At 49.5% G+C, this 18,814-nt stretch carries 21 protein-coding genes; 18 read left to right on the forward strand and 3 right to left on the reverse strand.

Going from position 1 to position 18,814, the window contains the following annotated elements; all coding sequences use genetic code 11:
• The first annotated feature begins 3 nt into the window (after positions 1–3).
• Genes B2U90_RS09005 through B2U90_RS09020 form a run of 4 tightly spaced genes read left to right on the forward strand, consistent with a single transcriptional unit; the run spans position 4 to position 3,656 of the window.
• Positions 4–750: a GntR family transcriptional regulator gene (locus B2U90_RS09005; RefSeq protein ID WP_113855443.1), complete on the forward strand. Its 747-nt coding sequence runs from the start codon at positions 4–6 to the stop codon at positions 748–750.
• A gap of 18 nt (positions 751–768) precedes the next feature.
• A complete protein-coding gene (locus B2U90_RS09010) occupies positions 769–930 on the forward strand; it encodes a hypothetical protein (RefSeq protein WP_170087610.1) in 162 nt (53 codons plus the stop codon).
• Positions 927–2,237 carry a nickel-dependent lactate racemase gene (larA, locus tag B2U90_RS09015; protein WP_292017614.1) on the forward strand — a complete coding sequence of 437 codons (1,311 nt, stop codon included), beginning with the start codon at positions 927–929 and terminating at the stop codon, positions 2,235–2,237. The genes B2U90_RS09010 and larA overlap by 4 nt, the downstream gene beginning before the upstream one ends.
• An 18-nt stretch (positions 2,238–2,255) precedes the next feature.
• A complete protein-coding gene (locus tag B2U90_RS09020) occupies positions 2,256–3,656 on the forward strand; it encodes an FAD-binding oxidoreductase (protein WP_292017615.1) in 1,401 nt (466 codons plus the stop codon).
• 59 nt (positions 3,657–3,715) lie between these two features.
• On the opposite strand, the gene B2U90_RS09025 is transcribed toward B2U90_RS09020, so the two are convergent.
• Genes B2U90_RS09025 through B2U90_RS09035 form a run of 3 tightly spaced genes read right to left on the reverse strand, consistent with a single transcriptional unit; the run spans position 3,716 to position 6,660 of the window.
• Entirely contained in the window at positions 3,716–4,630 is a 915-nt protein-coding gene (locus B2U90_RS09025) for a phosphotransferase (protein WP_292017616.1), read from the reverse strand.
• A gap of 45 nt (positions 4,631–4,675) precedes the next feature.
• On the reverse strand, positions 4,676–5,443 hold the full coding sequence (locus B2U90_RS09030; protein ID WP_059076742.1) for a response regulator transcription factor: 768 nt from the start codon (positions 5,441–5,443) through the stop codon (positions 4,676–4,678).
• A gap of 11 nt (positions 5,444–5,454) precedes the next feature.
• Positions 5,455–6,660 carry a histidine kinase gene (locus tag B2U90_RS09035; RefSeq protein WP_075582001.1) on the reverse strand — a complete coding sequence of 402 codons (1,206 nt, stop codon included), beginning with the start codon at positions 6,658–6,660 and terminating at the stop codon, positions 5,455–5,457.
• A gap of 363 nt (positions 6,661–7,023) precedes the next feature.
• Here B2U90_RS09035 and B2U90_RS09040 point away from each other — a divergent pair, with 363 nt between their 5' ends.
• The 14 genes from B2U90_RS09040 to B2U90_RS09105 all read left to right on the forward strand — a co-directional run bounded on the left by B2U90_RS09040 (position 7,024) and on the right by B2U90_RS09105 (position 18,795).
• Positions 7,024–7,323, forward strand: a complete 300-nt coding sequence (locus tag B2U90_RS09040; protein ID WP_059076744.1) for a BMC domain-containing protein — start codon at positions 7,024–7,026, stop codon at positions 7,321–7,323.
• 15 nt (positions 7,324–7,338) lie between these two features.
• Positions 7,339–7,638 carry a BMC domain-containing protein gene (locus B2U90_RS09045; protein WP_059076745.1) on the forward strand — a complete coding sequence of 100 codons (300 nt, stop codon included), beginning with the start codon at positions 7,339–7,341 and terminating at the stop codon, positions 7,636–7,638.
• A 26-nt stretch (positions 7,639–7,664) separates the two neighbouring features.
• Positions 7,665–9,191, forward strand: a complete 1,527-nt coding sequence (locus tag B2U90_RS09050; RefSeq protein WP_075582488.1) for an aldehyde dehydrogenase family protein — start codon at positions 7,665–7,667, stop codon at positions 9,189–9,191.
• Complete coding sequence (locus tag B2U90_RS09055) at positions 9,192–10,328, forward strand: 1-propanol dehydrogenase PduQ (protein ID WP_292017617.1); 1,137 nt, start codon at positions 9,192–9,194, stop codon at positions 10,326–10,328. It abuts the gene before it with no gap.
• A gap of 23 nt (positions 10,329–10,351) precedes the next feature.
• A complete protein-coding gene (gene cutC / locus B2U90_RS09060; RefSeq protein ID WP_059076807.1) occupies positions 10,352–12,916 on the forward strand; it encodes a choline trimethylamine-lyase in 2,565 nt (854 codons plus the stop codon).
• A gap of 94 nt (positions 12,917–13,010) precedes the next feature.
• Complete coding sequence (gene cutD / locus B2U90_RS09065; protein WP_292017618.1) at positions 13,011–13,970, forward strand: choline TMA-lyase-activating enzyme; 960 nt, start codon at positions 13,011–13,013, stop codon at positions 13,968–13,970.
• A gap of 20 nt (positions 13,971–13,990) precedes the next feature.
• A complete protein-coding gene (eutS, locus tag B2U90_RS09070) occupies positions 13,991–14,341 on the forward strand; it encodes an ethanolamine utilization microcompartment protein EutS (RefSeq protein ID WP_059076749.1) in 351 nt (116 codons plus the stop codon).
• Positions 14,338–14,781, forward strand: coding sequence for a EutP/PduV family microcompartment system protein (locus B2U90_RS09075; RefSeq protein ID WP_059076750.1), 444 nt, complete (start codon positions 14,338–14,340; stop codon positions 14,779–14,781). Before eutS ends, B2U90_RS09075 begins: the two co-directional genes overlap by 4 nt.
• A 26-nt stretch (positions 14,782–14,807) precedes the next feature.
• Positions 14,808–15,479, forward strand: a complete 672-nt coding sequence (locus tag B2U90_RS09080; RefSeq protein ID WP_075582004.1) for a hypothetical protein — start codon at positions 14,808–14,810, stop codon at positions 15,477–15,479.
• Entirely contained in the window at positions 15,476–16,318 is an 843-nt protein-coding gene (gene eutJ / locus B2U90_RS09085) for an ethanolamine utilization protein EutJ (RefSeq protein WP_059076752.1), read from the forward strand. Before B2U90_RS09080 ends, eutJ begins: the two co-directional genes overlap by 4 nt.
• Positions 16,319–16,328: 10 nt before the next feature.
• A complete protein-coding gene (locus tag B2U90_RS09090; protein WP_059076753.1) occupies positions 16,329–16,637 on the forward strand; it encodes a BMC domain-containing protein in 309 nt (102 codons plus the stop codon).
• Complete coding sequence (locus B2U90_RS09095) at positions 16,634–16,894, forward strand: EutN/CcmL family microcompartment protein (RefSeq protein ID WP_059076754.1); 261 nt, start codon at positions 16,634–16,636, stop codon at positions 16,892–16,894. Before B2U90_RS09090 ends, B2U90_RS09095 begins: the two co-directional genes overlap by 4 nt.
• Before the next feature lie 19 nt (positions 16,895–16,913).
• Positions 16,914–18,254 carry a 4Fe-4S dicluster domain-containing protein gene (locus B2U90_RS09100; RefSeq protein WP_292017619.1) on the forward strand — a complete coding sequence of 447 codons (1,341 nt, stop codon included), beginning with the start codon at positions 16,914–16,916 and terminating at the stop codon, positions 18,252–18,254.
• Entirely contained in the window at positions 18,247–18,795 is a 549-nt protein-coding gene (locus B2U90_RS09105; RefSeq protein WP_059076756.1) for a BMC domain-containing protein, read from the forward strand. The genes B2U90_RS09100 and B2U90_RS09105 overlap by 8 nt, the downstream gene beginning before the upstream one ends.
• Positions 18,796–18,814: the final 19 nt, after the last annotated feature.

The following is an 18,814-nucleotide window of genomic DNA, read 5'->3' on the forward strand; positions in this document are numbered from 1 at the left end:
ACGATGGAAACGAATACAAGACATACAAAGCTGGAACCGATTAAATTAGATGCGTATAAACCACTGCGCGAAGTCGTCAGTGAGTCATTGCGCAAAGCGATTAAAGATGGTGTTTTAAAACCGGGCGAACGGCTCATGGAAATCCAGCTGGCCGATGAACTGGGGGTCAGCCGCACGCCTATCCGGGAAGCCATCCGCAAACTGGAGCTGGAAGGGTTTGTCGTCATGGTGCCGAGACGCGGTACCTATGTGGCTGATATTTCTCTCAAGGATATTGCCCAGGTCTTTGAAATCCGCAGTGCTCTCGAAGAATTGTCGGCGGGGCTGGCGGCAGAACGGATTACACCCGATGAACTGGAGGACCTGGAACGGATACTCGTAGAAATTAATGAGTATATTGCCAATGATGATTTCGATAAGATCGTCGATGCCGACATCCGATTCCACGACGTTCTGTACCATGCCAGCCGCAATAACCGGCTCGTCGATATACTGAATAACCTCAGGGAACAGATGCTGCGTTTCCGTTCTATTTCCATGCACTATCCGGGCCGCCTGGCAGCAACCTGGGAAGAACACCGGCAGCTCGTGGAAAATATAGCCAACCACAATAGTGCACAGGCGCGTAAAATTGCGAAAAAACATATGGAAAATTCTGAAAAAACACTGCTCAAAGGCATCAGCAAGGATGAGGAATCGGCCCGCTGGGTACACGAACTGTTTCCTCATTCTCCTGAAGAGCATTCGTAACAGGCAGGTGTGACGCTCATGCATCAGTTGACTCATTGTTTGAAAACATTCCGGCATAAGTTTGACCGCGATGACGATTTTGAAGAATTTCTCTTTATTCTGGCATTTATGCTGTTTGTATTGTTATTTGTCCGGGTCCTGGTGGCCATATATATGGGACATTGGGGGTTATTTGAATGAAGACATATGTATTGCCCTATGGAAAAGGAAATCAAAAGGCAGATATACCGGAAGACCATGTATTATATGATTTGCATGGCCCTCATGCGGAAGCCGTTGAGGACGAAGAACAGGCTGTACGGGAGGCCCTGCGTCATCCCATTGACTGCCAGCCTCTGGATGATATCATACAGCCGTCCGATATGGTCTGCATCGTCGTCAGTGATATAACCCGGCTGGTTCATACGGACCGCATGCTGCCCGTACTGGTGCAGGAATTGAACCGTATTGGCGTACAGGACCATCAGATCACGGTCCTCGTTTCCCAGGGAACCCACCGGGCTCACACGGAACAAGAAAATGAAATAGTCTGCGGCAGCGATATGGTGCGCCGCCTGCACATCGTCCAGCATGACTGCCATGATGCCAGTGCCCTGACCTGCGTGGGCCGTACGAGCTTTGGTAATGATGTCTATATCAATTCCCTGGCGGCAAAGGCCGATAAACTGATCCTGACGGGAGCCGTTTCCTTCCATCCCATGGCCGGATTTGGCGGCGGGAGGAAAGCCGTATTGCCAGGGATTGCCGGCTTTGATACGATTATGCGCAATCACTCCCTGGCTCTTTCAGAGGTTCCGGGCGGTGGCTGTCATCCCGGTTGTCATGCCGGAGCTCTAGAGAGAAATCCCTTCCATGAAGATATGAAGGAAGCCTGTGCCATGGTCCGGCCCGACTTTCTCATCAATACCGTATTTACACCTGACGGGGATTTATATGAAGTCGTAGCCGGTCACTGGAATACAGCATGGGAAAAAGGATGCCGTGATTTGCTTCGTATAGGGAGTGTACCGATACAGAAACTGGCTGATGTGACTATAGCGTCTGCCGGCGGATATCCCAAGGACCTGAATTTGTATCAGTCTGTGAAGGCGCACATGAATGCCGTCCTGGCGACCAGACCGGGAGGAATACTCATCTTTACACTGGAATGTCCTGACATTCAGGAACCGGCTATTTTTACGGACTGGTTTTTCCGCAATGACCTGGATGCGTGTGAACGCGAACTGCGCAATCAGTTCCTCATGCCCGGATTTGTTGCCTTTAAGGCACGCTGCATCATTCAGTCGATGAAGACCGTATACGTCGTGACACGGAAAGAAAATTTTGATGTCATCCGGCGAAGCGGCCAGATTCCGGCGGCTACGCTGGAAGAGGCCTGGCAGATGGCCCGGACCGTCTTGGAAGAGGAGGGATGCCGCGATTATGGCATTACCATCATGAGTCATGCGGCGGCCACACTTCCTGTGCTATGTGATACTGATACGTAATAGAAAGGATATACACTTATGAAATATAATCCCGTAACCGGCGATGTGATACAGGCACTGCAGCAGATCACCGGAGAAAAATATGTCAAGACCGATCCGGAGGTACTGGCAGCCTATCAATCTGATGAAAGCATGGCTCCTGACATGTGGCATTTGCCGGAAGTCGTCGTAGCGCCGGGAAGCACGGAAGAAGTCGCGCGTATCATGGAGGTGGCGAACCAATACAAGATACCCGTCACTCCGCGCAGTGCCGGGACCAGTGTCAGCTGCGGGGCCGTTCCCGTCTGTGGAGGCATCGTCCTTCTGATGGAACGGATGAACCGCATCCTGGAAATTAACGAAGACGGCATGTATCTCGTCGCCCAGGCCGGGGCCCGCACGTCAGACATACAAAATGCAGCCAAGGCCAGAGGACTGATGTATGCCGGGGACCCGTGCAGTGCAGACAGCTGTCTCATCGGAGGCAATCTGGCTACCAATGCCGGCGGAAATAAGGCCGTCCGCTATGGAACGACACGACATCAGGTCTATGCCATTGAAGTCGTTTTACCCAACGGTAAAATCACACATCTGGGAGCACCCTTAAAAAAATGCTCGACCGGATATTGCCTGGACCAGCTGATTATCGGGTCGGAAGGTACGCTGGGCATCATTACCCAGGTCACGCTTAAACTGGTGCCGCTCTGCCCGTACAAGCTGGACGTGCTGGCTGTCTTTACGGATCTTGCCAAGGCGACGGCCCTGGTGCCGAAACTGGTAAAGGCCGGACTCAATCCGACGTCTGTAGAATTTATGGATAACAACTTCGTCCGCCGGGCCAGTGATTATAGTGAATTGCGCCTGCCCCATTATGAAGACGGGTTCTATGATATTATTTCTATCGAAACGTTCAGTGAAGCAGAACTCGATGCCAAGATGGATATACTGGCATCTATCTGTGAAAAAGCAGGTGCTACGGACGTGGTGGAAGCCGATGACCGTGTCTGGAAAGTACGCCGCAATTGCTTGGAAAGTACGCGGGCGTTGTCGAAAGTGGCTACGTCCGAAGATCTGGTCGTGCCGGTGCCTAAAATTGCAGAGTGCATCCAGACCTTAGTGGCAGAAAGTAAAAAATACGATTTCCTTCTGTTCTGTCTGGCTCATGCCGGTGATGGAAACCTTCACTTCCAGATTATGAAGCGCGATATGAGCGACGAAGAATGGAAAAAACAAGTAGCCGCTTTCCGTGACTTTGCCTATCCCTATGTCTATAAACTGGGGGGACGCCTTTCAGGGGAACATGGCATCGGATACAAGCGGATGCCCTATCTGGAACGATGTGCCGATCCGGTTGAACTGGAACTGATGAAAACCATTAAACGGGCACTCGACCCCAACGATATCTTAAACCCCGATAAAGTCATCCATATAGAAGAATAAACATAGCAAGATAAAGAGGCATCTCATTACGTCTTGAACGCGAGGAGATGCCTCTTTTGTCATAGGACAAGATTTTTTAAATCAGCATGCATGTCTTCTTTGAGCAGGTCCATATTCTTTCGCAGCCGTTCATACCGGAACGCACAGTAATCGAGAAAATCATCGCCATTATAGTGGCGTATGAGGGCCCAGTTTGTCCATAGGAAATCCTGTTCCAGCATGGAAATCTTAATTTTCATCAGTTCGTCATCGGAGACAGGACGCTGGAAATAGTGCTGCAGCAGATAGTCTATAGCGAAAGCAGGGAGTCGGGACTCCAGTATATAACCGGCGATATCCCAGTACAGACTGTTCATGCCGGCATATTCCCAGTCGATGAGATAGGCATCTCCCGTCGTCATGCTGACGAGAAAATTTTCCGGGACCGTATCATTATGACAGGGGACGAGGACAGGAGAGGCGTCGTACGTATCCTGCCAGGTGAATAACTGTTCTTTAATGACATTGTGATCGGTAAATAATTCACCGTGCTGTTCCTTTATGATTTCTTCGTATTTCGATAGTTCTGACAGCCAGTCAAAACGGTTGGGAAAGGGATTTGTCAATTGATGGACTTGTTTCATGAGTGAGACGACAATTTGTATATTTTCTTTCAGCTGCGGTCCCGTCTGGGAGAGGTTACGGCTGCCCGGCACGTAGGTCGTGATTTTGATACCGCTTTTGGCATCAAAATACAGGCACGGGCAGTTGATACCGGCCTGGGAAGCCTGGATATTGTTTTCCAGTTCCGTCTGGCGGTCGATTATCCGTTCTGTCATGCCGCCGGGCTGGCGTATGACATAGTCCTTGCCGTGGATATTCATGATGTAATTGTAATTTGTCAGGCCGCCGGCGAACCGTGATTTGTCAAAGCGCAGCGTTTCGTCATGAAAGAAGCGCCGCAGCGTGAGCTGTATGAGTTCTTCTATTTGCATGGTATACTCCTCGGATGCTGTAATGGGAATAAACGGTATGAGGGACTACTTGTCCTTATTCTTCTGACGAAACGTTTTTGGCGTAATTTTCATCTGATTAATAAACACGCGGTTAAAATACGATTGATCGGAATATCCGCACAGTGATGAGATGTGGCAGATCGATTCATCGGTGGTCGTCAGCAGTTTACAGGCATACTCGATTTTCAGGCGGTTGATATAATCGATGCAGCTGATGCCTACTTCTTTTTTAAAAATGCGGCTCAGGTACTGGGGATTCATGTAGACGTGTTCTGATACATCTTTTAACGATAATTTTCTCTTAAAATTGTCCTGGATATAATGGATGGATTTATCAATGACTTCCATGTGAGCCGAATCCTTCGGCAGGGGGATGACCGGCGTCGTCAGTTCCACCGGATTGCTGCCGGCGGGCATGACTGTGCTGGCAGCCAGAATCGTCTGGATGGACTGCCGTATTTCTGAAGGCCGGATGGGCTTGAGCAGATATTCCCGTACCTGGAGGCGGATTGCCTGCTGGGCATAGGAAAAATCTGAACAGGCGGATAGTATGATGACCGCTGCCTGGGGACAAAACTGGCGTATAACCGTCAGGGCTTTCATGCCATCTAATTCAGGCAGCCACACGTCCATCAGGATGATATCGGGCTTTGTTTCCCTGGCGGCTTCGATGGCCTGCGTCCCAGTAGTACACGTTATGATATGGCACTGTCCCCGCATCTCTTCTTCAACGATTTCTTTCAGGAACTGTTGTTCCAGTATTTCATCTTCTACGATTAAAATAGTATGCATAGGCTCACCCCTTATTGCCTGATGGGGAGATAAATGGCAATGGTCGTTCCACTGAAATCGGATTGTCTGACCGTAAGGCCGTAAGGCGTGCCGAAATAATGACGGATGCGGTTGTGCGTACTGAGCAGGCCGATTCCTGATTTAGCATGAGTCTTGATGCGGGAATAATCGCCATCGGCTATGAGGCTTAATATTTCCGGAGGAAAGCCGTATCCGTTGTCGTTGACGAATAAGGTGAAATCCTCTCCCTGTTTACGGGCCGTGATGCGTATGTTCCCGCCATTGCATTTGGGCGTGACACCATGAAGCAGGGCATTTTCCACGAGGGGCTGGAGAATCATGTTGGGAATCTGGTACTGCTGCATCTCATCGGGAATGTTGATTTCATATTCGAGGCGGTCTTTAAATCGTATTTTCTGGATGTAAAGGTATTTCTTGATGTTTTCCAGCTCTTCTGAAAGAGGATGGAGTTCGTTGTCCTGCTTTAAATTATAGCGCAGCAGGTCCGAAAGGCAGTATATCAGTTCTTCCGTTTTCCGCGACTTTTCGTAATAAGCTACGCGGGCAATGGTATTCAGGGTGTTAAATAAAAAGTGAGGATTGACGACGAGAAAACTATTTTTTGTTTCCAAATCGATGATTTTCCTCTCTAACAGTTCTTTTTCCAGAGAAAGCCGTCCGGCCTGGGTATCCGACGTTTTCAGGTCTTCGGCCAGGTTGTGGGCAATGTACTGGGCCATGCGTTCGTAAGTCGTAATCTGCGCCTGGGCCATACTTTGGATGCGGCCGATGGCTTTAGCTACTTCCTGGGGTTCTATTTTCTTTGACTTCGCCAACTGACCGGCGTTCAGCATATACTTGTGATACACAAATTGTTCTTCATATATCTGGCCCCCAAGGAGGAATAACTGGAGGCCGGCAGAACCGGTGTGAATAGGAATGACAAAATTATACAATCCACAGTGGCAGGTAAATCGGGTAATCGTGTTATCTGGTGCGACACAATGGTTGTGATAATCTTCACATATATAATCCCGCCGACGCTGGCAGATTTTTTTGCAGAAGTCTGGTGACGGGTTTAATTCAACAATTGTATTGCCATCTGCTGTTACCAGCTGCAGGGGAATTTTCGAAAGCGATAATAAATTGTTTAATTTACGTAAGCTGCATCTAATGCGCTCCAGTAACAAATTTTTTTCATCTAACGGTATATTCATCACAATATCCCTTCTGACACGGTAAATCCGTGTCTATTTTTTGTTTGGTTACGATTCTGCAGGAATTCTTCTTATCTATTATACAAAAAAATCTGTGAGTATACTGATTTTTTAATACATTTTTGCATAAATAGTATGAATAATATAAAAAGTCTTCTTTGTACAATTTTCACAAAAGTAACAATTATAACAAGTAAAAAAAATCACATAGACAGCTCCTGATTTTTCAATAAAAAATCATACGGGCATGCTAGAATAGACACATCGCAAAAACGCATATTACATATGAGGTGTAATAATGATATAAAAATTAATAAGACCTTTGCATTTTTTAAGTTTAACTCGAAGAGGAGCAAAAAGGTTATGAAATATTACGGAGAAGAAGCATTGGGCCTTGTTGAAACGAGGGGTATGGTGCCAGCCATATATGCCCTCGATGTCATGTGCAAATCGGCAGATGTCGTCCTTGTATCGTATGAAAATATAGGATCCGGCCTGGTTACGGTTCTGGTAAAAGGAGATGTCGCTGCCGTGCGGACAGCCGTAGAACGGGGCGCAGAAGCTGCTGCCAGCATTGGCACCCTGACTGCACAAAATGTCATGCCCCGCCCGGTGGGACGTGTGGGAACGATTGTTTCTGTACATGATATAGATACGCAGTAAAGGAGAACCGGACACATGGAACGAAAAAGAGATGCTTTGGGATTCATTGAAACATGCGGCCTGGTTTCTGTACTGGAAGCGGCAGATGCCATGTGCAAAGCGGCCGATGTAGAACTGATTGGATATGAAAATACGGCTTCCGGACTGATTTCTGTCGTCGTCCGCGGAGATGTCGGCGCTGTCCAGTCAGCTGTCGATGCCGGTGTGAAACGGGCAGAAGAGGTAGGTAAGGACCAGGTATACAGCCACGTGGTCATACCGAGCCCGCATCCGGATGTAGAAAAAATCGTTTCTAAATATGTGCTTGATTGGTGAGTACAGGAAGTAAAGTGGTGAACGGAATGAACAGACTCGACTATGATTTATGTTCTATGCAGGAAGCGCGGATCCTCATTGAAAATGGCCGTGATGCCCAGCGTATGCTGGCTTCTTTTTCCCAGGACCGGCTCGATGACATCGTCGCTGCCATGGCGGAGGCCGTGTATCCTCATGCCAAAGAACTGGCCCTCCTGTCAGCTGAAGAAACGGGATTTGGCCGCTGGGAAGATAAATACATTAAAGACATATTCGCCAGCCGCTATGTCTGCCGTCATATGAAGGGAATGAAGGCCGTTGGCATCATAGCTGAAGATGCAGAAAAGAAAACACTCGATATCGGTATCCCCGTTGGAGTCATTACCGCTCTGCCACCGTGCACCAGCCCCGTTTCTACGACAGTCTATAATGCACTCATTGCCATAAAATCGGGCAATGCCATTATTTTCTCACCCCATCCGAGGGCACAAAAAGTAATCGGGCGGACACTGGACATCCTCATAGATGCCGGAATCAAAGCGGGGATGCCCGAATGTGCCGTAGAATACCTCAGGACTGTTACCCTGAGCGGTACGAAAGAGATGATCTATCATAAAGATACATCGCTGATCCTGATTACCAGTGTTCCCAGACTGCTCCCACTGGTACATGCATCGGGAAAACCGGCTATTTACGGCGGTCCCGGCAATGGACCGGCCTTTATAGAAAAGACGGCTGATGTAAAAAAAGCAGTCCGGGACATCGTATTCAGCCGCACCTTTGATAACGGTATTATTTCAGCGGCAGAGCAATCCATCGTCGCTGAAGAATGCATAGCAGAAGACGTACGTCAGGAACTGAAACATCAGGGGGCGTACTTTCTGAATGAAGAAGAAACAGAAACAATCGGCAAGGCACTATTCCATCACGACGGCAGTATCAACCTGCAGTACGTCGGACGGCCGGCTGCGGAAATTGCCAGTATGAACGGTATTGCCGTACCGGCCGGGACGACCGTACTCATTTCTGAGCAGAAGTACGCCGATCTCTGCAATCCCTATGCCCGGGAGAAATTGTGTCCTGTCCTGGCATTTTATGTAGAAAGAGATTGGAGAAATGCCTGTGAAAAATGCATTGAACTCCTGTGCAATAAAGGGCTGGGCAATATGTTGGTCATTCATTCGCAGAATGAAGAAGTCATCCGGGAATTTGCCCTGAAAAAACCTGTTTCCCGCGTACTGGTCAATACGCCGGCAACGGTCGGCGGCATGGGAGCGACAACTAATCTGTTTCCTGCCTTTACTTTAGGACTGGGAGCGGCCGGCGGCACCATAACGTCGGATAACGTATCGCCCATGAATCTGATTAATATCCGAAAGGTTGGATATGGTGTCCGTAACCTGGGCGAACTGGTACAGGATATTACCGGAACCGGCCAGATGCAGCAGCGGACGAACCCGGCCCGGACAATGGACCGGATGAGGAATGAACAGGAAAAAGCAGCCGTTTCAGGCCTGATAGAAGAAATCGTGAGTGAATTGAAAAAACAAGGGATATATGGAGGCGATAGATAAATGAAAGAATTTGAGATCAAGCCCAGAATCTATTTCGACGAAGGCTCCCTCGAATATTTACGCGAAGTAAAGAGCAAGAATGCATTTATCCTGTCTGATGGCATCATGGAAAAATTAGGCTATCTGAAGCAGGCTGTTGATTTTCTTGAATCGGCCGGTGTCCAGTGTGATGTATATACCAATATCAAACCGGAACCGGACTTGTTGGCAGTCATGGATTCGCTGGAACATTACATGGTACATCAGGGGCATACGGTCATCGCCCTCGGCGGCGGGTCTGCCATGGATACAGCCAAGGCTATGATTTATTTTCTCCATCAGGCCGTGTCCAAGACCGGTAAATCCTTTAATAAACCTCAGTTCATAGCCATTCCGACGACGAGCGGTACCGGATCGGAAGTGACGGATTTTTCCGTTATTACTATTAATGGAAAGAAGACGGCATTGATTGATGATCTCATGGCACCGGATATTGCCATCCTCGATTCCACCTGCACGAGAAGCCTGCCGCCACAAGTCATTGCCGACACGGGACTGGATGCGCTGGTTCACGCAGTAGAAGCGTATGTATCCAATAAAGCAACGGACTGTACGGACGCTCTGGCTGAAAAGGCCGTTTATATCCTCTGCCATAACCTGGTCCGTTTTTATCGTAATTCAGAAGATAAGGATGCACGGGAATGCATCCAGCGTGCATCCTGTCTGGCCGGTATGGCTTTTACTAATGCCAATCTGGGAATTACCCACAGTATGGCCCACGCGTTCGGCGGCACATTCCACCTCTCCCACGGCCGTTCCAATGCTCTTTTGATGGAGAAAGTCATCGAATATAATGCCAATCTCAAAGATACATCGGATCAGCAGGTTGCGGCCAAGTACGGCCAGCTGGCACGGATCCTGGGACTTCCTGCCCGGACGACCCGCGAAGGGTATGTCAACTTTCTGCAGGCTGTACGCCAGCTGAAACGAGATTTGCATATTCCAGCGTCTATCAGAGCGGCGGGGATTCAGGAAGAGGAATTCATGGCTGCGACAGGGAAGATGGCGGAACAGGCCCTGGCAGACCGCTGCACGCCGTCGAATCCCCGTACACCTGCAAAGGAAGATATTATAGCTATTTATAAAGCGGCTTATTAAGAGAGAAAGTGAGGGAATATACATTGGACGAAAAAGAATTCTCCAGTAAATTTGCACAGGCGACGGCCCATTTGTCGCCCGAAGAAAAGAAAGCAGTTATGAAATTGTTTGCTGGTATCTCTGCGCAGCTTTCAGGCGGCAAAACCAGTGTGGCAGTCACGGCTCCGGCAACACAGACGTTCCATAATGCTGTCGATGACGATGAAGAAATTACCGGTCTGACACCACGACTGGAAAGGCTGAAAGCGGCCTATCTGAAAGTAAAGCCCAGCGTTTCCGTACAGCGTGCTGTCGTTACGACGGAAGTGTACCGGAACAATGCCGGCCTGCCGCTGAAGATGCTTCGCGCCCTGGCTTTTAAAAAAGCCTGCGAAACGGCACCGCTTCTCATTCAGCCTGATGAACTGATCATCGGTCATCCCTGTGGCCGTCCCCGCGCCGGCAGTGTTTCTCCGGAAATTGCATGGCGCTGGATCCGCGACGAACTGGATACCATGTCTACCCGGCCTCAGGATCCGTTCCAGATCAGCGAGGAAGATAAACGGACGCTGCGGGAAAAAGTATTTCCCTTCTGGGAAGGCCGCAGCCTCGATGAAATATGCCAGAAACAATATGAAGATGCCGGCGTATGGTCTTTTTCCGGCGAATCCTTCGTCAGCGATCTGTCTTATCATCAGGTAAATGGCGGTGGCGACACCTGCCCGGGTTATGATGTCATCCTGGTAAAAAAGGGTGTCAACGGCGTGCGGCAGGAAGCTGTTGAAAAGCTGAAGACGCTCAATATGGACCGGCCGAAAGACATTGATAAAATTTACTTCTATAAAGCCGAAATCATGGTCTGTGACGGTGTCCTTGCCTATGCTAAACGCCTTTCTGATTATGCCAAGCAGCTTGGCGATCAGGAAAGCAATCCCCAGCGCCGCCAGGAATTATACCAGTTGTCGGATATTATGGCCCATGTACCGGCCAATCCGCCCCGTACCTTCCATGAAGGGCTCCAGTCCGTATGGACCATGGAATCTCTGTTCAACATTGCTGAAAACCAGACGGGTATTTCCCTGGGCCGTCTCGACCAGTACTTATATCCCGTCTACAAAGCGGATCGTGAAGCCGGACGCATTACGAAAAAAGAAGCTTTTGAACTGTTATGCTGCTTCATCATCAAATGCTCGGAAGTCATGTGGCTTTCCAGCGAAGCAGCGGCAAAATATTTTGCCGGTTATCAGCCTTTCGTAAACTGCACCATAGGGGGTCAGAAACGAACTGGCGGAGATGCCTGCAACAATCTGACTTATCTCATCATGGATGCCGTCCGCTTCATTAAGATGTATCAGCCATCCCTGGCCTGCCGGATTCACAATCAGTCGCCGCAGAAATACATGAAGAAAATCGTCGATGTCGTCCGCGCCGGCATGGGCTTCCCGGCCTGCCATTTTGATGATACGCATATCAAGATGATGCTGGCAAAAGGGTTCTCCCTGGAAGACGCCCGCGATTACTGCCTCATGGGATGTGTTGAACCACAGAAATCAGGCCGCATTTATCAGTGGACCTCGACAGGCTACACCCAGTGGCCCATTGCCATTGAATTCGTATTTAATCACGGCGTCATGAGATGGCATGGTACGAAGCAGGGCCTTGACCTGGGCGATCTCAGTCAGTTCAAGACCTATGAGGATTTCGATAAAGCCGTAAAAAAACAAATTCAGCATATTATCCGCCTTTCGGCTATCGGCACGGTCATCAGCCAGCGGGTACACCGCGATTATGCGCCAAAGCCGTTCATGTCCAGCCTCGTCGAAGGATGCATGGAAAAAGGTCTGGATGTTACTGAAGGCGGCGCTATGGTCAACAGCGGCCCAGGTCTCATTTTCTCCGGCCTCAGCACGTACGCCGATTCTATGGCTGCCATTAAGAAGCTGGTATACGATGATAAAAAATATACACTGGAACAATTCAAGGAAGCACTGGATGCCAACTTTGAGGGCTTTGACCAGCTGAGGACAGACTGCATGAATGCACCGAAGTTCGGGAATGACGACAATTATGTCGATTCTATCGCCGCCGATATTGTCAACTGGACGGAAGATGAACATAATAAATTCGATATGCTCTATGCCAAGTTCAGTCATGGTACATTGTCTATTTCCAATAACACTCCTATTGGCGAGCTTACCGGTGCGACGCCGAACGGGCGCCTGGCCTGGACACCGCTTTCAGACGGTATCAGTCCGACACAGGGGGCGGATAAACTGGGGCCGACGGCTATCATCAAGTCGGTCAGCAAGATGAATTGTGACGCCATGACCATCGGCATGGTTCATAATTTCAAGCTTCTCAAAGGCATACTGGAAACGCCGGAAGGGGAAAATGGCCTGATTACGCTGTTGCGTACGGCGTCGATTCTCGGAAATGGACAGATGCAGTTTAGTTACGTCGATAATGAAGTGCTCAAGAAGGCGCAGAAAGAACCGGACAAGTACCGGGATCTGATTATCCGTGTTGCCGGCTACAGTGCGTACTTCGTCGAATTGTGTAAAGAAGTACAGGATGAAATTATCAGCCGTACCATGCTGGATCATTTCTAAACCTTACGACCGGAAGACTGGCGGTCCGGTTTTCTGGACCGGGCCGCAGGTTCCGGAATGTATGGCCGATAATTCCTGAAGGGAAAGTGTGAGTATGAGATTACAACAGTTCCGGAGGTTGGAACGAAAAGCAAGAATCTTCAACATGCAGAAATATTCCATCTATGACGGACCTGGCATACGCACCATCATATTTTTTAAAGGCTGCCCGCTGCGATGCCGCTGGTGTGCCAATCCGGAAGGGCTGGAGCGGAAGTATCAGGTCATGTTCCAGCAGGAATTGTGCATTCACTGCGGTAAATGTGTTCCCGGCTGCCCCGTCCAGATTCATTATTTAGATGAATCTGGTGACAGGCCGGAGCATAAATTACACCGCGATATAGACTGTATAGGCTGCCGGACTTGTGAAAGCGTTTGTCCCAGACAGGCTCTCAACGTAGTGGGCCGGGATCTGACTCTGACGGAGGTGTTGGATTTTATTCAGCAGGATGCCGCCTTTTACCGGAGTTCTGGTGGCGGTGTTACATTGAGCGGCGGTGAAGTATGTATGCAGCCAGCCTTTGCGGCCAATCTTCTCATGGAATGTAAAAAACTGGGCATTAATACGGCCATCGAAACCTGCGGGTATGCCGGGCTCGATGCTCTGCTGGAAATAGCCCGGTTCAATGATTTATTCTTATACGATATTAAAAATATTGATTCAGACCAGCATGAGATGCTGACCGGGGTGCGGAACGAAAGGATACTCCACAATCTGACAGAACTGATAAACCGGGGTTACCGGGTCAAAGTCCGCATGCCTATGATAAAAGGGCTGAACACGTCAGAAGATGTCATCCGCCGGGCCATGGAGTTTTTAAAACCTTTCCAGGGACGACCGAATTTTCTCGGTGTAGACCTCCTGCCCTATCATAAGCTGGGAGTCAACAAGTATAAACAGCTTGGCAAACCCTATGGCATTGAAGAAGACGTATCCATGACCAAAGAAGATCTGGACCGCATCGAAAGCTGGATTACAGAGTATGGTATGGATGCCAATATCATCAGGCATTAATGCCAGATGGAGGCGTGCCTATGACTAATGAATTTGAAAATAAGACGCGCATTATTCAGGAATATGTCCCCGGAAAACAGGTAACACTGGCCCACGTGATTGCCTCTCCGGTCGAAGATATTTACGAGCGGCTGGGCATTGAAGGAAAAGGGGCTATCGGTATTGCCACACTGACTCCCTGTGAGACAGCGATTATTGCGGCCGATATAGCGACTAAGGCGTCGGATGTGGAAATCGGTTTTCTGGACCGCTTCACGGGCTCGTTGGTGATTTCCGGAGATGTAGCCAGTGTGGAGACGGCCATGAAGGCCATAAATACGACACTGGAAACACTATTGGGATTCACACCTGCCAGGATTACACGGACATGAAGAAGCGCATCATGATTATAGGCGCAGGACAGTCGGGCAAATCGACACTGGCCAACTGGCTGAATCAGACGGACCGGCCGCTGCGCAAAACACAGGATGCCATTTATGGCAGACGCACCATTGATATACCCGGTGCGTATTTAGAAAATACCTGGATGTACAAATATATCATCGCCTTATCCCAGGGAGCGTCCCATATACTGATCCTGGTAGACCAGTCCCGACCTGTTGAAGTATATTCTCCCGGATTTGCCTGTATTTTTACCTGTCCTGTTACGGGCATAATCACGAAATGCGATGAACATCCGGAAAATTACGATATGTGTGTAAGACAGCTCCGGCGCTGTGGTATACAAGAAGTCATTCTTCCTATTTCCCTCAGGACGGGAGCTGGCCTTGCGGCGTTGGAACGACGGCTGGCTGCTACCCATGCCGGCTGACGAGATACATAAGAGGAGGTGATACATTGCGATATATAACGGAAATGGATTTACGGGATTTGTATCATGAAGAACCGTTTACGACGTATTACCTGGCAACAGACAACCGCCTGACACCGGGGGCCAGACAATTCCTGACAGACCGGCGCATTCCCTGTGAAACCGCATGGGGAGAAAGACAGGAGAGAAAAGCTGATGCAGTACCGGCTGCAGAAGAAACGGAGCCTGCGCCGTCGTGGCAGTTGATGAAACTGTGGCATACACTGGAGCATGCAGAATCACTCATCATGGTGACGGCAGAATGGTTTTCCCGCCATGGCGAACATCTGGCAGCGGAAGATTTTACCGCACTGGCCAGGACGCTGCAGCGGACCCGGCTGGCCTGTGAACAAGGAGAAATACCGCCAGCCCTTACCTTCTGGAATTGTACGGAAGGCGAACTTCGTGAAAAAGTAGATGATACGGTCATCCCCTTTAGTCTGGAAAAACTGCCGGAAGATGAAGGGCTGCGCGCCAAACTTCTAATGCTGAATCACCTCCGCACATATCTGCAGATGCTGGAACCGCTCGTTCTGGAAACACAGAGCCGCCATGGTGATGCCGGCCCGGGAGTATATGAAGGGCTGATACACATTCTCCATAGCCTGACCAATGTCCTTTGTATCATGATGGGAAAATATATGAGAGGTTCAGTATGAGTACTTTAAATTCAGATTTTACCTATTGCAATGAAATAATCAAAGAGTTTGAAAATGTGGTCAGAAAGCCGGTGACCAAACCGTCTTCTGTATACTATACAGGTGTCGATCTCGGCACGGCCTTTATTGTCGTCGCCGTCCTTGATGAGCATTTCCGCCCTATAGCCGGAGAGTACCGATATGCCAGTGTTGTCAAAGATGGCATGATTGTGGATTATCTGGGAGCTATCCGCATCGTCCGGGAAATGAAAGAAAACCTGGAAAAGAAACTGGGTACAGAACTGAAGTATGCCGCTGCGGCCTTGCCGCCGGGGACGTTTGATCTCGATTCCGGTGCTATCAAACACGTCGTAGAAGGTGCCGGGTTTGAAGTGACTAATCTGCTCGATGAACCGACGGCCGCTAATGCCGTCCTGAAAATCAAAAACGGCGCAATCGTCGATATTGGCGGCGGTACGACAGGAATTGCGATTTTTAAAGATGGCGAGGTCGTACATGTGGCCGATGAACCGACCGGGGGCACACATTTTTCCCTCGTCGTATCGGGAGCCTACAAGATGCCGTTTGAAGAAGCCGAATTATATAAGCGGGATCAGAAAAACCACCGTGAAATTCTGCCGATATTGCAACCAGTCATTGAAAAAGTATCTTCCATCATTACCCGCCACATCAAGGATTATGATGTGAAAGAGATTTATCTCGTAGGCGGTACGTGTTGTCTGACGGGAATTGAAAGCATCATTGAAAAGCGGACGGGACTTCCGACGCGCAAGCCACAGAATCCCATGTTTGCAACGCCGCTCGGTATTGCCCTTAATTGTAAACAGCTGGAAGAATAGAGGCGGTTCTATGGAATGGAAAATCATCAAGTCCCCTTCACCGGGAACGATAGATATCCTTATGCGGCGTAAGGGTTCTCCGGCTTCGCACGATATGAGCGATTTTGATGCCGTGGGACTCGTACAGGGAAGACTCATCGATATGGTCGTAGCAGCCGATATTGCAGAAAAAGCGGCCGGTGTCTTCGTCGAAGATATCCGGGGCAGCTGCCCGCAGAATCTCGTTATGATAGCCATATTTGGTGATACGGCAGCTGTAGAGGCGGCAATTTCCGATATATGCAGAGTCTTTCAGGAACATAGGCAGGTGACATTATGATAGCAGCCAGAGTGATTGACAACATTTGGTCCACGCGCAAGGCAGACTGCCTCGTCGGAATCAAATTTATGATAGTAGAAGTCATCGATGGCAAAGATGCAGGACGCCGTTTTATTGCTGCCGACCTGATTAATGCCGGTATCGGTGAAAATGTCATCGTCAGCCAGGGCAGTGCTGCCCGGCAGATGTTTCAACCGGATACACTGCCCATTGATGCGGCAATTATTGGAATCATTGATGAAGAATGTACGTTTTAAATTGTGGAGGTGAATCCGCTTGGACGTATTAAATCAAGTGCGGGAGGCCGGTGTCATCGGTGCCGGTGGTGCCGGATTTCCCACTCATGCCAAGCTGAATGCGACAGCGGAATACATATTACTGAACGGTGCTGAATGCGAGCCCCTTCTGAGAGTGGACCAGCAATTGCTAGCGTTGTATCCCGATGCCATTATTACCGGTTTTGCCGCTGCCGGCCATCAGGTACAGGCAAAGCGGGCCATTATCGGCATCAAGGGCAAGCATAAAGAGGTCATCGAAATTTTAAAAAAGCGTATCGAAGCCCTGGGCTTTTCTCCATTTGTACAGATTCATATCCTTCCGGATGTCTATCCTGCTGGTGATGAACAAGTACTGGTCTACGAACTGACAGGCCGTATCGTACCGGAATGTTCTATTCCTCTTTCCGTTGGCTGTGTCGTCGTCAATGCCGAAACAGCTTTCAATATCGCCCGTGCCCTAGAAGGTAAAAGCGTAACAGAAACGTATGTGACGCTCCAGGGCGATATTCCCAGACCGGTGACGCTTAAAGTGCCGGTAGGGATGCCGGTCCGCGAAGTCCTCATGAAAAGCGGGATTACCAGCCTGGATGATTATGGCGTCATTGATGGCGGTCCCATGATGGGCCGGATCATGAATTCCTACGATGGCTATGTTTCGAAAAAGAACAAGGGCTACATCATATTGAAGAAAGACCATTATCTCATCCGGAAAAAGAGCATGAACGAGCAGCAGGCACGCATTATTGGCCGTACGGCCTGCGAACAGTGCCGGATGTGTACCGATCTGTGTCCCCGCTATCTCCTGGGTCACAACATGCAGCCCCATAAAATCATGAGAACTATGAAGTACATGCCCGATAATCTGCAAAGTGCCCTTACGGCACAGCTCTGCAGCCAGTGCAATCTGTGTGAACTCTTTTCCTGTCCGGCCCATCTCAGCCCGCGTAACATCAACAGCTGGTATAAGGACCGGATGCGTACAGCCGGCATTAAATACACACCGGCAGAAAGAGATTATAAGCCCCGCGAAGCCCGTTCCTACCGGCTCGTTCCCAGTAAACGCCTTATTGCCCGGCTGGGCCTCAGCTCTTTTGATGGTCCGGCGCCGCTTACGGGAGTGGAATGGAATATCGATGAAATCGGTATCCTGCTCAGCCAGCACGTAGGTGCTCCGGCACAACCGGTCGTACAGGCCGGCGATGCGGTTACGGCCGGTCAGATGGTAGGTGCCATCCGTGAAGGGAGCCTCGGTGCTCCCGTCCATACGAGCATGGACGGCGTAGTCACAGAAGTTACCGATTCAGTCATTAAGATAAAGGTGGGGTCGATCCATGTATAATGCGATAGGTATGGTAGAGTTGAGCAGCATCGCCAGGGGAATTTATACGGCCGACCGGATGATCAAGACTGCTGCTGTAGAAGCCGTCAGCTGCACTGCCGTATGTCCCGGCAAGTACATTGTCCTGATCCAGGGTGATGTAGCTGCCGTAGAAAGTTCGGTCGATGCCGGCATCCAGTCGGCAGGAGAATATATTGTCGATCATTTCATTATTCCCAATGTTCATCCCGGTATCTTCCCGGCTATTTCTTCTACAACCCTGCCGGAACAGCGGGCGGCCCTGGGAATCATCGAATCGTTCTCTCTGGCGTCGATGATTCATTCTGCTGATGCGGCTCTCAAAGCGGCTGATATACAGGGCATTGAACTCCGACTTGGCAGCGGCCTCGGTGGCAAAGCGTATTTTACCTTCACCGGTGATGTAGCTGCTGTAGAAGCAGCTGCCGATGCAGGAAAAGCACTGGTGAGAGACAGCGGACTGCTGGTAGATATCGAGGTCATCCCGTCTCCGGCAGAACGGTTATGGGATACGTTGTTATAAATTATGCAGATGGAATCAG

Origin of the sequence: Megasphaera sp. UBA4233, assembly GCF_002395615.1 — a bacterium.
GTDB lineage: Bacteria > Bacillota > Negativicutes > Veillonellales > Megasphaeraceae > Megasphaera > Megasphaera hexanoica.

What these genes read in the sequence shown, in the direction of transcription:
- B2U90_RS09005 (WP_113855443.1), top strand. Translation starts at nt 4, where the DNA reads ATGGAAACGAATACAAGACATACAAAGCTGGAACCGATTAAATTAGAT.
- B2U90_RS09010 (WP_170087610.1), top strand. Translation starts at nt 769, where the DNA reads ATGCATCAGTTGACTCATTGTTTGAAAACATTCCGGCATAAGTTTGAC.
- larA (WP_292017614.1), top strand. Translation starts at nt 927, where the DNA reads ATGAAGACATATGTATTGCCCTATGGAAAAGGAAATCAAAAGGCAGAT.
- B2U90_RS09020 (WP_292017615.1), top strand. Translation starts at nt 2,256, where the DNA reads ATGAAATATAATCCCGTAACCGGCGATGTGATACAGGCACTGCAGCAG.
- B2U90_RS09025 (WP_292017616.1), bottom strand. Translation starts at nt 4,630, where the DNA reads ATGCAAATAGAAGAACTCATACAGCTCACGCTGCGGCGCTTCTTTCAT.
- B2U90_RS09030 (WP_059076742.1), bottom strand. Translation starts at nt 5,443, where the DNA reads ATGCATACTATTTTAATCGTAGAAGATGAAATACTGGAACAACAGTTC.
- B2U90_RS09035 (WP_075582001.1), bottom strand. Translation starts at nt 6,660, where the DNA reads ATGAATATACCGTTAGATGAAAAAAATTTGTTACTGGAGCGCATTAGA.
- B2U90_RS09040 (WP_059076744.1), top strand. Translation starts at nt 7,024, where the DNA reads ATGAAATATTACGGAGAAGAAGCATTGGGCCTTGTTGAAACGAGGGGT.
- B2U90_RS09045 (WP_059076745.1), top strand. Translation starts at nt 7,339, where the DNA reads ATGGAACGAAAAAGAGATGCTTTGGGATTCATTGAAACATGCGGCCTG.
- B2U90_RS09050 (WP_075582488.1), top strand. Translation starts at nt 7,665, where the DNA reads ATGAACAGACTCGACTATGATTTATGTTCTATGCAGGAAGCGCGGATC.
- B2U90_RS09055 (WP_292017617.1), top strand. Translation starts at nt 9,192, where the DNA reads ATGAAAGAATTTGAGATCAAGCCCAGAATCTATTTCGACGAAGGCTCC.
- cutD (WP_292017618.1), top strand. Translation starts at nt 13,011, where the DNA reads ATGAGATTACAACAGTTCCGGAGGTTGGAACGAAAAGCAAGAATCTTC.
- eutS (WP_059076749.1), top strand. Translation starts at nt 13,991, where the DNA reads ATGACTAATGAATTTGAAAATAAGACGCGCATTATTCAGGAATATGTC.
- B2U90_RS09075 (WP_059076750.1), top strand. Translation starts at nt 14,338, where the DNA reads ATGAAGAAGCGCATCATGATTATAGGCGCAGGACAGTCGGGCAAATCG.
- eutJ (WP_059076752.1), top strand. Translation starts at nt 15,476, where the DNA reads ATGAGTACTTTAAATTCAGATTTTACCTATTGCAATGAAATAATCAAA.
- B2U90_RS09090 (WP_059076753.1), top strand. Translation starts at nt 16,329, where the DNA reads ATGGAATGGAAAATCATCAAGTCCCCTTCACCGGGAACGATAGATATC.
- B2U90_RS09095 (WP_059076754.1), top strand. Translation starts at nt 16,634, where the DNA reads ATGATAGCAGCCAGAGTGATTGACAACATTTGGTCCACGCGCAAGGCA.
- B2U90_RS09105 (WP_059076756.1), top strand. Translation starts at nt 18,247, where the DNA reads ATGTATAATGCGATAGGTATGGTAGAGTTGAGCAGCATCGCCAGGGGA.